The 15,030-nt window shown below is 62.6% G+C and carries 9 protein-coding genes; 2 read left to right on the forward strand and 7 right to left on the reverse strand.

Going from position 1 to position 15,030, the window contains the following annotated elements; genetic code table 11:
• Positions 1-68: 68 nt before the first annotated feature.
• The 3 genes from E8K79_RS17575 to mltG all read right to left on the reverse strand — a co-directional run bounded on the left by E8K79_RS17575 (position 69) and on the right by mltG (position 4,430).
• Entirely contained in the window at positions 69-1,202 is a 1,134-nt protein-coding gene (locus E8K79_RS17575) for an ABC transporter substrate-binding protein (protein ID WP_136515851.1), read from the reverse strand.
• Between the two features lie 289 nt (positions 1,203-1,491).
• Positions 1,492-3,408 carry a response regulator gene (locus tag E8K79_RS17580; RefSeq protein ID WP_136515852.1) on the reverse strand — a complete coding sequence of 639 codons (1,917 nt, stop codon included), beginning with the start codon at positions 3,406-3,408 and terminating at the stop codon, positions 1,492-1,494.
• Positions 3,405-4,430, reverse strand: a complete 1,026-nt coding sequence (gene mltG, locus E8K79_RS17585) for an endolytic transglycosylase MltG (RefSeq protein ID WP_136515853.1) — start codon at positions 4,428-4,430, stop codon at positions 3,405-3,407. Before mltG ends, E8K79_RS17580 begins: the two co-directional genes overlap by 4 nt.
• 254 nt (positions 4,431-4,684) lie before the next feature.
• On the opposite strand from mltG, the gene E8K79_RS17590 reads away from it, so the two are divergent.
• Entirely contained in the window at positions 4,685-8,128 is a 3,444-nt protein-coding gene (locus tag E8K79_RS17590) for an alpha-amylase family glycosyl hydrolase (protein ID WP_136515854.1), read from the forward strand.
• A gap of 92 nt (positions 8,129-8,220) precedes the next feature.
• Positions 8,221-9,000, forward strand: coding sequence for a methylmalonyl-CoA decarboxylase (gene scpB, locus E8K79_RS17595; protein WP_136515855.1), 780 nt, complete (start codon positions 8,221-8,223; stop codon positions 8,998-9,000).
• Positions 9,001-9,229: 229 nt separating this feature from the next.
• Here scpB and E8K79_RS17600 read toward each other — a convergent pair whose 3' ends face one another.
• The 4 genes from E8K79_RS17600 to lon form a co-directional block, all read right to left on the reverse strand.
• Entirely contained in the window at positions 9,230-9,340 is a 111-nt protein-coding gene (locus E8K79_RS17600) for an RCKP-type rubredoxin-like domain-containing protein (protein WP_129127189.1), read from the reverse strand.
• 12 nt (positions 9,341-9,352) lie between these two features.
• Positions 9,353-10,852 (reverse strand): M16 family metallopeptidase, encoded by a 1,500-nt coding sequence (locus E8K79_RS17605; RefSeq protein WP_407925483.1) that lies wholly within the window; start codon positions 10,850-10,852, stop codon positions 9,353-9,355.
• Positions 10,853-10,993: 141 nt separating this feature from the next.
• The gene (locus E8K79_RS17610; protein ID WP_136515856.1) at positions 10,994-12,484 is read right to left on the reverse strand and encodes a M16 family metallopeptidase; all 1,491 of its coding nucleotides are present in this window, start codon (positions 12,482-12,484) and stop codon (positions 10,994-10,996) included.
• Between the two features lie 151 nt (positions 12,485-12,635).
• Positions 12,636-14,954, reverse strand: a complete 2,319-nt coding sequence (lon, locus tag E8K79_RS17615) for an endopeptidase La (RefSeq protein WP_136515857.1) — start codon at positions 14,952-14,954, stop codon at positions 12,636-12,638.
• Positions 14,955-15,030 lie beyond the last annotated feature (76 nt).

The following is a 15,030-nucleotide window of genomic DNA, read 5'->3' on the forward strand; positions in this document are numbered from 1 at the left end:
CCGTGCCGAGGGAACCGGGCCGCAGGCAGTCGCGGCGCCGGTCCCCGACCTGTCGTCATACTCCTGCGCTACTTCATGGATACCAACTGGTTACCCTTCACGATCTGCAGGTAGACGTTGTCCTGCCCCTGGTGGTCCTGCGGCGTGAAGGTGAGCTTGATGCCACCCATGTCGGCGTCCTTCATCGCCTCGTAGGCCTGGATGAAGCCGGCCTGCGTAGGGGGATTGCCCGCCTTCTCCAGCGCCATGACGATGGACTTGGCCGCCATGCATCCTTCCATGCTGACCGAGTTGAAGCCGACCTCTTCGGGGCTCTTCTCGATCGCCTCCTTGCACTCTTTGGTGATGGGGAGGCTTAAGTCGTCCAGCTCGGGCACCACCTGGCTCATGATGACACCCTCGGCCGCCTCGGGGCCCACCGCTTTGACGAGGTTCATGCCGCCTGCGAAGGAGCCGGAGGCGAGGCGTGCGGTCACCCCTTCCTTGCGCGCGAGTTTTATGAACTCGGCACCCGGCTTGTACACCGCGCCGACGATGATGGCGTCCGGCTTACCCTCCATGATGCTGGCAAGCCCTGCCGTCACCGCCACCGTGTTCCGCTCGAAGGAGCCCTTGGAAACGACGGAGAGCCCGTGACGTTTCACCGCCTTCTCCGTGGAGGCGAGGATGTCGGTGCCGAGCCCGTCGTTCTGGTAGAAGACCGCGAAGCGCTTCGCCCCTTGCTTCACCAACTGGTCCACGATCCTGTCCACCTCCTGCTGGTAGCTGGCCCGAACGTGGAAGACCTCCCGGACCACCGGGGTGCGCAGTTCCGTGGCGCCGGTCCTCGGGTTTATGTACGGGAGCTTGTATTCCTTGACCACCGGCAGGCTTGCGACGCAGTTCGAGGTGCCAACCGAGCCGACCACCGCGAACACCTTCTGTTCGTCGGCCAGCTTCAGCAGGCAGTCTATGGTCTTATCCGTCGTCATCTGGTCGTCCATGGCGACGAGTTCCAGCTTCCTGCCGTTAACACCACCTTTCGCGTTGATCGCCTTGAAGTAGGCGTCGACGCCCACCTTCATCCCTCTTCCTGAGCCTTTGTTGGCCCCGCTTTGGTCGTTCACCATGCCGATCTTGATGACGTCGCCTGCCGCCCCGGCAGCTTGGGCCGTCGGAGCGATCATCATCAGCACCACGGTGAGGAAAATCATCTTTCTCATGACAACCTCCTTTTCTCTGGGTAGGCTCGCGCAGGGGCCACTGGGGGACAGCCTGCGTCCTGGTTAGAAGCACAATGATCCCGGGCTGTTGCGAACAGGCTCCATCCAGAGGATGGTAGATTTTAAAAACCCGACAATAATAAACCACTAATGATTGGTTGGCAAAGGCTTCTTCTTAGAATGTTTTCATGGCGGTTCGGTGCATCGGGAAGGGGGGGCAGGAAAAAGAAAAGCCTGCTCGCAGGCAGGCTTCGTTGTGGCAGCAGGTTGTATGCGGTGGCGGGGAGCGTCAGCCGAAGATACGCTTGAAAAGCCCCTTTTTCTCGGCCTCGCGCCGTTCCGTGATCAGGCGCATCCCTGCAAGCGCATGGGCGTCGTGCGTGTTCAGCTTCAGTGCCTTCTGGAATTCCCCCTCGGCGAGCCCGTCGCGTCCCTCGTCGAGGAGCATCCAGCCCCGGAAGGCGAAGGCCTCGGCGGTGCGCTCGGCCTGCAGGCTCTTGGTGAGGAGCATGCGGCACTTCTCCAGGGCGCCAGCAGAGCGCTGGTTGCCCGGGTTCTTGTAGATGGACCAGGCGAGGTAGGCGCTCGTGCGTGCGTCGTCCGGGGCGAGGGTGTACGCGTCCTGCAGGGCCCGTTCGGCGTTGCCGAAGTCCTCCATCTCTAGAAAGACCTTGCCGGACTGGAACTGGATGCGGGCCTGCAACTCGTCGTCGCGCTTTCCGCCAAGCCCTATGGTGTTCGCGTTCAGCATCTCGTCGTAGCGTTCCTTGGCGATGACGCTGGAGAGGGTGTTGTAGGCGTTGGCGTAATGGGAAAGGACGTCCTGGGCGCGGCCCAGGATAGCGCCGGAGAGCTGCATGAACTTCTCAGGTGAATACTGGCGCGTTTTGGCGAAGTAGGCCTCCTTAAGGGCGTCGAAACTGAAGGAGCCGGGAGTCATGCCGAAGATCTCGTAGTAATTCTTGTCCTGGATCGTGGCGTAGTCGCGCTGCACTTCCTGTTCGAAGTCGATGTCGCTTGAGGAGAGCGGCGCCGCCATCCCGGTTTCCCCCACCACCAGCTCGATGGAGTCCGACACCTCGTCTACAAGATCCTCGAAGCTCATGGTGGCCGCCTGCAATTCGGCAACCTCCTCGATGGGGCGGTTGAAGAGTCGTTTCTGCGGGAAGTCGGGCGCCTGGTGCGCGGCCTGCGCGCTGTTCAAGGAGAGCATGCCCATGCCGGCCAGCATGTCCAGGAATGCGCCGCCCCGGGCGGGTCTATCCAGTCCGGAAAGGATGGTCCGTACCGTGTTTCCCTGCCCGAGCTGCTGCAGGAGCTCGATTTCCTCCTGCCCCATGTTGAGTAGGTTCGCCAGGCGGAAGTAGGCCTGGGTCAGCATCGGGAACAGCTCTCCCGCGCGGGCCAGGTAGGCGGCGAGGTCGAAGGGGGCGGCATCGGCGGCCTGGTGCAGAAGACGCGGCAGGCAAAGGGGGGTGAGCGGAAGTTCGACCGCGGCAAGCTCAGGGTCAAAGCGCGGTGCCTGCTTTTGCGCGAGCGCCTCGATGAGGGTGCGGGAGAGGAACAGCCTCGACTGCTCCAAGAGCTCCTCGTAACTTAGAAGCCCCGCCTCCACGAGCGGGAGCCGTCCTGGACGGGAGGGGGGGAAGCGCTCCAGGTCCGCGCGCTGCAGATGGCTTCCCAGGACGAGAAAGGGGACGAACCTGGGCGACGAGAAGCTCGCCGGTTCACCCCCGATGACGAATACCCTGGTGCCGCCGCGAAGCTCCAGCGTGCCGCTCTTGCCGTCGCGGAAAAGCTCCAGAAGGAGGCGGCTCAGCTCCTTTCCTCCCGGGCCCTGCTCGAGGGCTCCGTCAACGGCCTTCAGGAAGTCGTCCCTGCCGAAGGGCTTCTCGAGGTACTCCGAGACGCCTAGCTTTGCCGCCGCCTGGGCGTAACCAGCGCCACGGAAAACTCCGGTCATGATGACGACCGGGAGTTCCTTGAGTGCCGCGCTGCGCCGTACGTGCCGCAGGAGGTCCACCCCGTTCATGCCGGGAAGCTTCAGGTCTAGGACGAGGAGGTCGAAGCGCTCACCCTGCAAAAGGGCGAGGGCGGCCTCACCGCTGGTCGCGCAGCGCACCTCGTGCCCGCGCGCCTCGAGGACGCCGCGCAGCATGGTGCAAAGCCGTTCGTTGTCCTCAACCAGCAGGACCCTTCCCGTCATCTGGCTCCTCCCCGGGGCGCCGTGCTCGGCGCCTTAAGGTACCTGTTGACCGCGTCGTTGTGGGACGCGAGGTCGTTCGAGAAGTGGTGGCTGCCGTCGCCGCGCGCGACGAAGTAGAGGTAAGGGACCGCGGCGGGGTTCAGCACAGCTTCCATGGCATCCTTGCCCGGGTTGCCGATCGGGCCGGGGGGAAGCCCCGGGATCAGATAGGTGTTGTAAGGGGTCGGCTTCAGGATGTCGTCGCGGCTCACCTTGCCGGCGAAGGCACGCACGCCGTAGAGTGCCGTGGGATCGCTCTGCAGTCTCATGCCGATCTTAAGACGGTTGCGGAACACGGCGGCGATGAGCGGCTTCTCCTGCGGCAGCACGGCTTCCTTTTCCACCATCGAGGCAAGGACGAGCAATTCCCGCATCGATAACCCCTTCGCCCTGGCCCGTCCGTCGATCGATCCGGAAAGCACCTCTTTTTGCCGCTTTATCATCTCGCGCACGACGTCGTGCTCGCTTCTGCCGGGTAGGATGTTGTAGCTGCCCGGGAAGAGGTACCCTTCGGCGCTAGGTGCGTCGATCCCCATCTCCTTCAGCAGCGTCCGGTCGCTGCACGCGGCAAGGAAGCTCTCCCTGGTGAAGATCCCACGCTTTTCGAGCATCTCGGCAGCTTGGTAGCTCGAGTACCCTTGCGGGAGCGCGAAAAGCCGCAGATATACGTCGCCGGCGATCATCTTGGCGAGGATCTGTCCCGGCCGCAACCCGTCGTCGAGTTGGTACGGACCTGCCTTGAGACGCGCGTCGCCACCTTTCATGCGGGCGTAAAATACGAAGAGTCGGGCGCTGGTGATGATGCGCCGCGCCTCGAGGTCGGCGGCGAAGGCGCGCAGCGAGCGCCCTCTGCTCAGTTCCACTATTTCCACGCGCTTGCCGTCGCCGGCGGGAAACAGGAGAAACCTGGTGAAACGGGTGATGGGAACCAGGATGACTATCAGAAGCAGTACGATGCAGAGTCTGCGCTGCTTACGGAACATGTCTTTGAGGCTGGAAGCGATGATGGCACTATCCTAGGTGAAAACAGGGCTTTTGCTAACTCAGCACTAGGTTTAGGTGAAATCGCAAACTGTGTCAAGGCTAAATGCCTGAGCCTGCAGCGGACGATTTTATGTTTACGGGGTGTTAATAATAAAATTTTTAAAGACAGTGGTGGTATTCCACGGTATGATATCTGACCGTGCCGCCCGACCGGGACCGGAACATCACTACAGTAGGGCAGACGAGGTGCTTGATGAAGCAGAGGTTTATTAACTCGGACTATTTCCCCTTTCAGATACAGATCTCGGCCGCCTGCGGCGACCGCATCGACCTGCGCGGCACGCTCGAGGAGCTGGGTGAGGTGCCGGGCGTAATTTACGCGCGGCGGGTGGCCGGAAAGCTGAACAAGCGGCTGCAGGCGCACGAAACGCCGATCCAGCCGGGGCTTTTGCATCTCTACTCCACGCTGAGCCGCGTCTATCGCTATGTCGCCGGGCAGTACTGCGTAAAGCAGCAGCCGGGGGTGCTCGCAGCGACGGCGGCCCGGGCGGGATACCCGGGGTTCACCGGCGACGCGGAGACGACCCTACGGCGTTTCATGGAACTCTTCCCCTCACAGCGCATGGTGCTCGGGACGGAAACCCCCGACGGCTTTATCTCCGGCGACGACGAGGAGCAGGGGCGCCGCCAGGCCCTCTCGGCGGAGCTCCTCCTCATGCTGTTAAACGGCGAGAACCGGGCCCTGGACCAGTTCCGCCGTCTCTTCGACGCCTCGGAACTCGCCGGCTCCTCACCGTATCTTAAGGTAGCCACCGACATCGACCGCGGCCTTTCCAAGGCCCCTCCCTTCGAGCCGATGGGGGTCCCCCTTCCGGAGCTTTTGCGCGCCCCGATGAAGGCCTCTCCAGACTCCCTCGCCGGCCAGATCGCCTACATCAGGGAGCACTGGGGCGCCATCCTCCCCTCGGAGCTTTTGACCGAGCTCGTCACCGCCCTCGACATCGTCTCCCAGGAGGGACGCGCCTTCTTCGGCGGTCCGGGCGAACCCATGGTGCTCCGCTTCGGCAAGGGAGCGCACGGCGCCGAGGAGTACCCCGAGTACGAGCGCTTCTCGCGCGACGCCGACTGGATGTCCAACGTGGTCATGATCGCCAAGATGGTCTACGTCTGGCTCGGGCAGCTCTCGAAGACCTACCGTATCGAGGTGAACACGCTGGACCAGATCCCGGACGCGGAGCTCGACCGTCTCGCCCGTTACGGGTTCACCGCGCTCTGGCTGATCGGCATCTGGGAGCGCTCTCCCTCCTCGCAGACCATCAAGCGCATCGCCGGGAACCAGGAGGCGATCAGCTCGGCGTACTCCCTCTACGATTACATCATCGCCCATGACCTCGGCGGGGAAGGGGCCCTAGACAACCTGAGGCAGCGCTGCGCCGCCCGCGGCATCCGCCTTGCGAGCGACATGGTCCCGAACCACACCGGACTCTACTCCAAATGGACCGTGGAGCACCCGGACTGGTTCATCCAGCTCGATTACCCGCCGTACCCCGACTACCAGTTCAACGGCCCCGACCTCTCACCGGACGGGCGCATCGGACTCTTCATCGAGGACGGTTACTGGGACAAGCGCGACGCCGCCGTCGTCTTCAAGCACCTGGACCGCGGCAACGGGCGCGTGCGCTACATCTACCACGGCAACGACGGGACCTCGACCCCCTGGAACGACACCGCGCAGTTGAACTACCTGATCCCGGAGGTGCGTGAGGCGGTGATCAACACCATCCTCCACGTGGCGCGCCAGACCCCCATCATCCGTTTCGATGCCGCCATGACGCTTGCCAAGAAGCATTATCAGCGACTTTGGTATCCGCTGCCGGGTCACGGCTCCGGTGTTCCTTCCCGCGCCGAGCACGGCATGGACCGCGCGAGCTTCGACCAGGTCTTCCCGGAGGAATTCTGGCGCGAGGTGGTGGACCGGGTCGCGGCCGAGGCGCCGGACACCCTGCTCCTCGCCGAGGCCTTCTGGCTCATGGAAGGTTATTTCGTGAGGACGCTCGGGATGCACCGGGTCTACAACTCCGCCTTCATGAACATGCTGAAGATGGAGGAGAACGCCAAGTACCGTCAGACTTTGAAGAACGTACTGGAGTTCGAGCCTGAGATCCTGAAGCGCTTCGTGAACTTCATGAACAATCCGGACGAGAGGACCGCGGTCGAGCAGTTCGGCAAAGAAGGGAAGTATTTCGGGGCGACCGTGCTTCTCGTCACCATGCCCGGTCTTCCCATGTTCGGCCACGGCCAGATCGAGGGGTTCCACGAGAAGTACGGCATGGAGTACCGCCGGGCCTACTGGGATGAGCCGGTGGACCAGCACTTCGTGGCGCGCCACGAAAGCGACATCTTCCCGCTCATGCGGCGGCGTCACATCTTCTCGGGGAGCGAACAGTTCACCCTGTACGATTTCTATTCCGGTCACGGCGTGAACGAGAACGTGTTCGCCTATTCCAACCGAAGCGACGGCGACCGCGGCCTCATCCTCTATCACAACGCCTACGCCACTACCTCCGGGTGGATTCGCACCTCCTGCGCCGTCTTGAGGAAAAACGCCGAGGGGGGGACCTCGCTCGCGCAGACCACGCTTGGCGAGTCGCTCGGCTTCAAGGGGGACGGTCGCCACTACTACAGCTTCCGCGACTATGCATCGGGGCTTAGCTACCTGAGAAACGGGCGGGACTTGTGCGACCGGGGGCTCTACGTCGAGATGGGCGGCTACGAGTACCACGCCTTCCTGGATTTCCGTGAGATCTACGACGACGATTACGGGACCTGGGGGGCGCTCTGCTACCGTCTGAACGGAGCCGGGGTCGAGAACCTGGACGACGAGGTGAAGAAGGTTCGCTACGCTTCGCTGCACGAGGCGCTCAGGGCGTTTCTCGCCAAGGCCGCCGTGGTGCTCCAGGAGCCTGGCGTAGCGCCGCCGGTGCGCCTTGGCCCGCTGGAGCCGCTTCTTGCCGGCTTCTACAAGGCACTGGCGCCTCAGGCCCCTGATAAGTCGCATCGCGCGCTCCTCGCCGCCTTCGGTACCGAACTGGCCGAGGCGCTCACCGCGAAGGCGGGAGGGGAGCTTCTCCCCGCCGAGTGGGTCCTGTTATGCGCCTATCTTGCACTGCACCGAACCGGAGACCTTGCCGGGACCGAGACGGACGGGCTCTTCGAAGAGCTCGGCCTGGTGCATCCCGTGGTGCAGGCCTTCCAGTCGCTGCCGCCGGCCGATCCTGAGCAGTTGATCGACTTGCCGCCGAAGAGCTTCGGAAAGCTCCTAGGGCTCATGCTGCGGCACGACATCTTCCTGGCACAGTGCCGTGAGTCGGGCGCCGTGCGCTGCTGCGCCGCGCTCTTCTCCGATCCTGTGGCGGCCCGTTTCCTGTACCTGCACGAAAGCGACGGTGCCCAGTGGTTCAACAAGGAGCGCTTCGAGCTCCTGCTGTCGTGGCTGCTGAAGGTGGAGCCGTTCGCGGGCAGGGTGGAAGCTGCGCAGGGAAAAGCAGAGGCTGCAAAGGAGAAGTCGGAAGGCGGCAAGGAACCTTTGGGCAAGGAGCTTAGCGGGGAGGCGCTTGTCGTCCTCCTGAAGGAGAGCGCCGCTGCCGCGGGCTACCGGCTCGACCAGCTAATGAATTTGCTGCATAGCGCGTTCTGATTTTCCAGCGTTACCTGTTAGAATCAGTAGCTGGCGCTTGAGCATCCGCAGCGCCCTTGTCTATGGACGGCATCGGACAGAGGGGGAAAGCCATGGCGGTCATCAACACGCAGCTAAAGGACAACATCGGGACCATCACCTTCAACGACCCGGAACATCGCAACATCCTGAGCAGCACCATGATCGACGAGATGCTGCAGTCGATCGGCGCACTGCAGAAGGGGAAGATGCGGGTGCTGGTGATCCGGGCCCCGGCGGGATCCAAGGTCTGGTCGGCCGGACACGACGTGCACGAGCTGCCGCTTCCCGGGCGCGATCCGCTCTCGTATCACGATCCCCTGGTGACCGTGCTCCGCTCGATCCAGAGCCTCCCGATCCCGGTGATCGCCATGATCGAGGGGAGCGTCTGGGGCGGTGCCTGCGATCTCGCCCTTTCCTGCGACATCCTGATCGGCTGCCCCACCACGTCGTTCTGCATGACGCCGGCGAAGATCGGCGTTCCCTACAACGTCTCCGGCATCCTGCACTTCATGAACATCATGGGGGTGAACTTCGCCAAGGAGATGTTCTTCACCGCGGAGCCGCTCTCGGCGGAGCAGGCGAACCGGGCGGGGCTTCTGAACCACATCGTGGAGGCCGCTGAGCTCGAGGCCTTCACCTACTCCATGGCGCAGCAGATCACCAGGAACAGTCCGCTCAGCATCGGGGTGATCAAGGAGCAGATCCGGCTTTTAGCGAGCGCCCACCCCCTCTCGCCGCTCACCTTCGAACGGGTGCAGGGGCTCAGGCGGACCGTCTACGACAGCAAGGACTACGCGGAGGGGATCAAGGCGTTTCTGGAGAAAAGGGCGCCGGTCTTCACCGGCGAATAGAATCGACCATTCTCCCTCTCCCCACGGGAGAGGGCCGGGGTGAGGGCGTTGCATCGGCAAACCCTTTCCCTGTGGCGAGTCCCTCACCCGCCTTCGCGGACCGTAGCGCTACGGCGCGCAGGCCCGGCCTACGGCCACCCTCTCCCGGAGGGAGAGGGGACAAGAAAAAGGCCCGGCCGCATCTTCGCGGTCGGGCCTTCGTTGTTCTATGCACGATCAGCGAAAGAGTTTATTCCTCCGCCTTCTCGAAGTTCCCCTTCTCCTGGCACTGGGGGCACTTCTGCGGTTTGCAGCGACCTTCCTTGGTGAATCCACAGCTCTTGCATTTCCACGTTGCCATAATTGCCTCCTGTTAGTTGTTGTTCAGCTTGATTTCCTGCACCTTCCCGAAGGTGGAAAGAGGTTGGTCGAATTTCTTCTGGTCCCCAACCACCACGAGCTTCATGTTCTCCGGGGCGAGGTATTTTTTCGCCACACGCAGCACGTCGGCGCGGGTGACGCGGGCTATGTTGTCGCGGTAGTTCTCGAGGTACCCCTTGGGATAGCCGTAGAACTCGAGGCGCGCCTGCTGGGTCACCACGGAACTACTCTTCTCGAAGGCGAAGATGAAGGAGTTGATGATGGAATCCTTGGCGAGCTTGAGCTCCGCCTCGGACACCTCGCTCTGCGTCATGCCGGTGATGATCGATTCGAGCAGCTTGATGGTCCGCGCCGTAGAATCCACCTTGGTCTCGGTCTCGGCGATGAAGGGGCCTTTGAACCGGCGCCCGACCTCGAAGTAGGCGTCGACGTTGTAGGCGAGCCCCTGGTTGGAGCGGATCTCCTGGGTGAGACGCGAGGTGAAGCCCCCCCCCAAGATGTATTCCATCACCTTGAGGGCGTAGAGGTCCGGGTTGTTTTTGTCGATCCCCAGGTGCCCCATGCGGATCACCGACTGATTCACCTCTTTCTGCACGTGCAGCACCGCCGGTGTCATTTCCTCGCCGGGAGCGGGGACCGCCGGGAAGGGCGCGGTCTGGTTGGGCCAGTCGCCGAAGAGGCGCTCGAGCCTCTTCAGAAGCTCCTCCCGGTCGAAATCGCCGGAGACCGCCACGATCATGTTGGCCGGGTAGAAGAAGCGACGGTGGTAGTCGATCATGTCCTGACGGGTGATGGCGTTCACAGTCGCTATGGTGGGGATCCGTCCGAGCGGGTGGCCGGCGTAGATGGCCCGGGCAAGTTCCCTCCCGGCGATTCCCTTGGGATCGTCGTTCTGGCGCCGGATCCCCTCGAGAGCATGGCTTTTGGCGAGCTCGACGCGCTCCGGATCAAAGGCCGGCTCCCGGACCACTTCGGCGAAGAGGGTGAGGGTGCGGTCGAGGTTCTTCGAGAGGGTGGCCAACGAGACGCTCGCGTTGTCGGAGTTGATGCCGGATTCGATGGACGAGGCCATGAATTCCAGCTCGCGGTCGAGTTTGTCGGCCGGGGTCTTCAAGGTCCCGCCGCTTCTCAACACCGCGCCGGTCAAAGAGGCAAGGCCGGTCTTCGCTTCCTGCTCGTAGACGCTCCCGGCGTTCAGGTACGCGGTGAGGTTCACGATGGGGAGCTCGTGGTCCTGCAGCAGGTAGACGATCATGCCGTTTTTGAGCTGCACCCTTTCGCTTCTCGGGAGCTGGAACTTGAGCGGCGGGAAGGTCATGTTGCGCGGGTTCGCCGGGGGCTGCGCCTGAGTTGGTGCCTGTGTCACCAGCTGTAACTTCGCCTCGGCCATGGCGCTGTTGCGTGCCGCGCCCGCCTCGGAAACCCAGGATACTGCGGTGCAAAGGGCGAGGGCGCTCAGCAGCACTAAACGGGAAAGGTTTTTTCGAATCATTCAAGGTCCCCTTGTTCTGGACTTATTTGGAATCTATCGCGTCTCCCTCCCCTGGAGGGGGAGGGGTGGGGAGGGGGCGCGCAGCGGCTTGATGCAGCCTTCCCCCCTCCCGACCTCCCCCTCTGGGGGGAGGGGCTTGTCTTACTGCGCGGCGTCCGCCTTGGTGATGAAACCGACGTTGCGGTTCTGGCGCGTGAAGTACTGTTTGGCAACGCGCATGACGTCTTCAGGCGTGATCTTTGCCACCTTCTGACGATGCTCGATGAGGTAGCGCCAAGTCCCGGCTATTGCCTCGTACTCGGTGAGGTTGCGCGCGAGGCCGCCGTTGGAGGCCATTTGGCGCGACTCCTCGAACTCGAGCTGGTTCAGGATCTGCTGCAGCTCCTCGTGCGTCATCGGCTCGGTCTTCAGGCGGTCGACCTCCTGGTAGATCGCGGCTTCCACTTCGGCGACGCTGTGCGGCGCGCGCGGCGTCGCGCTGATGATGAAGAGGTTCGGATACCGGCTCCCAGGTGCTCCGAACGAGGAGACGGAGGTGACGAGCTGCTTCTCGAGGACGAGTTTCTTGTAGAGGCGCGAGGTGCGGCCGCTGGTGAGCAGCATGTCGATGACGTCGAAGACGTAGTCGTCGGGCGCCGGCAGGGTCGGCTTGTGGAAGCCGATCATCACCTCGGGCTCGGCGTCGCCGATCACCTCGGTGCGCTTCTCGCCCGACTGCTCCGGCTCCTGGACCGCTACGGGCGGGACCGGGGTACCCGGCTTGATGCCGCCGAAATAGCGCTCGACCAGGGCGATAGTCTGCTTCGGATCGATGTCACCGACGATGGCGACGATGGCGTTATTGGGGGCGTAGTACTTGTGCAGGAAGTTCTCCGCCTTGGTACGGGTGAGGTTCTCGATGTCGGACATCCAGCCGATGGTCGGCTGCCCGTTCGGGTGCGCGTTGAAGGCGTCGGCGAGGAAGGTCTCCCATAGTTTCCCCTCCGGCTCCGCGTCGTAGGAGCGGCGCCGCTCCTCCATCACGACGGAGCGCTCGGTGTAGAACTCCCTCAGCACCGCGTTCTGCATCCGGTCCGATTCGATGGCGGCCCACAGCTCAAGCTTGTTGGCCGGGATGTTGATGAGGTAGGTGGTGCCGTCCTTGCTGGTGAAGGCGTTGTAGCCTGCGCCGCCGTTTCGGGAGTAGATGTCGGCGAACTCCTCCTTCACGACGTACTGCTCCGCCTCCTTCTCAAGGCGCTTAAGCTCCGCGGTCAGTTTCTCGATCACCTTCGGATCGGCTTCGTCGCGCTTATTCTTTTCCGCCAGCAGCTCTTGCGCGGTCGCTTCGATCTTGTCCAGAAGCGGCTTCTCCGCCTTATAATCTCTGGTCCCGAGCGTCTTGGTTCCCTTGAAGAGCATGTGCTCCAGGAGGTGGGCAAGCCCGCGCTCGTCGCTTCTCTCATCCACGCTCCCAACCTTGAAACGGATCCAAGCTGCCACGGTGGGTGAGTTGTGGCGCTCCACCATCAGGAGCTTCATGCCGTTTTTGAGGGTGTGCTCCTGCACCCGCTCGGCAAGCCCCTGCCCAAAGCATACGGACGCGTTGACGAGGATGACGAGGGCAACAACCCATCTGGAAACTATCTTCATGACTACCTCGGTTCGGTGGTTTTAATGTGAAGTGTGAAAAAAGATAACATTTGTCCTTTTGAAGCGCAAGGGGTTAAAAGACAGGAAAATCCCGCAGGAGATGCGCTCCTGCGGGATTGAGTGGATCGTGATGGAGGCGTTGCTTGCAGGGCTACTTGAGGGCCTGGGACAAGACCTCGCGGATGTCGTCGACGAAGACGAATTCGAGCTCCTCCCTGACGTTTTCCGGGATATCCTCGAGGTCTTTCTTGTTCTTCGCGGGTGCCAGCACCTTCTTCACTCCAGCGCGACGGGCCGCGAGCACCTTTTCCTTCAGGCCGCCGATGGCGAGCACGCGGCCGGTCAGGCTCATCTCGCCGGTCATGGCGACGTCCCTCTTCGCGGGCCGCCCCGAGAAGAGGGAGACGATTGTGGTGGCCATGGTGATCCCGGCGGAGGGACCGTCTTTCGGGATGCTCCCGGCCGGCACGTGGATGTGCAGTGTTGTGTCGTCGAAGGATTTTTTCTCGATGCCGAGCTCGGAGCAGTTCGCCTTGACGAAGGAGAGGGCGGCGCGGGCCGATTCCTTCATCACCTCGCCCAGTGACCCGGTGAGGATCAAGTCCTCCTTCCCCTTCATCTTGGTTGCCTCGACGAAGATGATGTCGCCGCCGCTTTCGGTCCAAGCGAGCCCGGTGGCAACGCCGATCCGGTCCTTCTCGGAGGCGACCTCGTCGAAGAACTTCGGCGGGCCCAGAAGCTCGGCCACCGTTTCCGGGTCGACCAGGGTGCGCAGCGGTTTCTCCTGTGCCACTTCTTTCGCGATCTTGCGGCAGACCGAGGCGATGCTCCTTTGCAGGTTCCTGACCCCTGCCTCGCGGGTGTAGTCGTGGGTGATGCGGTAGACCGCCTCGTCAGTGAACTTCGGGACCATACTGCTGAGGCCGTTTTCCTCCACTTCCCGCGCGATCAGGTACTTCTTGGCGATGTTCAGCTTCTCCTCGTCGGTGTAGCCGGAGAGGGTGATCACCTCCATGCGGTCCTTCAGGGGCGCCGGGATCGGGTCGAGCTGGTTCGCCGTTGTGATGAACATCACGTTGGTCAGGTCGAACGGCACGTCGAGGTAATGGTCGGTGAAGGAGAAGTTCTGCTCCGGGTCGAGCACCTCCAAAAGTGCGCTCGCCGGGTCACCGCGGAAGTCGGCGCCGATCTTGTCCACCTCGTCCAGCATGAAGACCGGGTTGTTGGAGCCGGCGCGGTTGATCTCCTGGATGATCCGGCCGGGAAGGGCGCCGATGTAGGTGCGGCGGTGGCCGCGGATCTCCGCCTCGTCGCGCATCCCCCCCAGGGAGATCCTGATGAACTTGCGGCCGAGCGTCCGGGCGATCGACTTGCCGAGGCTCGTCTTGCCGACCCCCGGGGGGCCGACGAAGCAGAGGATCGGGCCCTTCATCTTGTCCTTCAGCGTCCGGACTGCCAGGTACTCGAGGATCCTTTCCTTCACCTTCTTGAGGTCGTAGTGGTCCTCGTTGAGGATCACCTCGGCCTGGTTGATGTCCTTGTTGTCCGGGGTGCTCGTCTGCCACGGGATCGTGGTCAGGTAGTCGAGGTAGGTGCGCGAGACGGTGTACTCGGGGGAGGCGGGGTTGATGCGCTCGAGCCGCCTCATCTCCTTTTCCGCGATCTTGCGGACGTCGTCTGGCATCTTCGCGCTTTCGATCTTGCTTCTTAGCTCGTTGGTCTCGCCCATGCGGGAATCTTCCTCGCCAAGCTCCTCTTGGATCTGCTTCATCTGCTCGCGCAGTAAGAATTCCTTCTGGCTCTTGCCGACCTTCTTGGTGACCTCGGCCTGGACCTCTCCCTTGATCTGCAGCCGCTGCACCTCAGTCGTCAGGTGCATGTAGACCTTCTTGAGACGCTCCAAGGGATCGAGGGTCTCCAGCAGCTTCTGCAGTTCGTCAATGGGGAGGTTCAGGTAGAGCGCGACGAGGTCGGAGAGGCGCGCTGGGTTGTCGATGAAGTCGATCATCTTCATGACGTCGTCGGGGAGGGGGCGGCCGTAGGAGAGGGCGATCTTCAAAAGCGCGTTCAGGCTTCCCACCAGCGCTTCGGAGACCATCGACTTCTCGGCGAACTCGCGCACCGGCTCCAGTCGGGAGAGCGCCACCGGGGTCTGCTGCACGATGGCGAGCAGCCGGACCCGGATCACCCCTTCGAGGACCACCTTGGCGCCGCCTCCGGCGAGCTTATTGAGCTGCACCACCTTACAAAGGGTGCCGATCTCGTGCAGGGCTGGAAGTAGTTCGCCTTCCGGTTCCTGTCTCAGCTTCACCAGTGCCACGAGGTTGTTGAAGAGCACCGCCTCCTCAAAGGGGGGCATATCTTCCTGCTTCAGGAAGATGGTGAAGACCATGTAAGGGAAGGCAATGATCTCCCGCAGCGGATACAGCGGGACGATCTCCGGCATGTTTATGGTGATGTTTTCTGTCATGGCAGTATTTCCAGATACTTGGTTGGGGGGCGCGAACTGTAAAAGAGTACTGGAGATGCTCCCCCTGTCAACTGGA

Source organism: Geomonas edaphica, from assembly GCF_004917075.1.
Taxonomy (GTDB): Bacteria; Desulfobacterota; Desulfuromonadia; order Geobacterales; family Geobacteraceae; genus Geomonas; species Geomonas edaphica.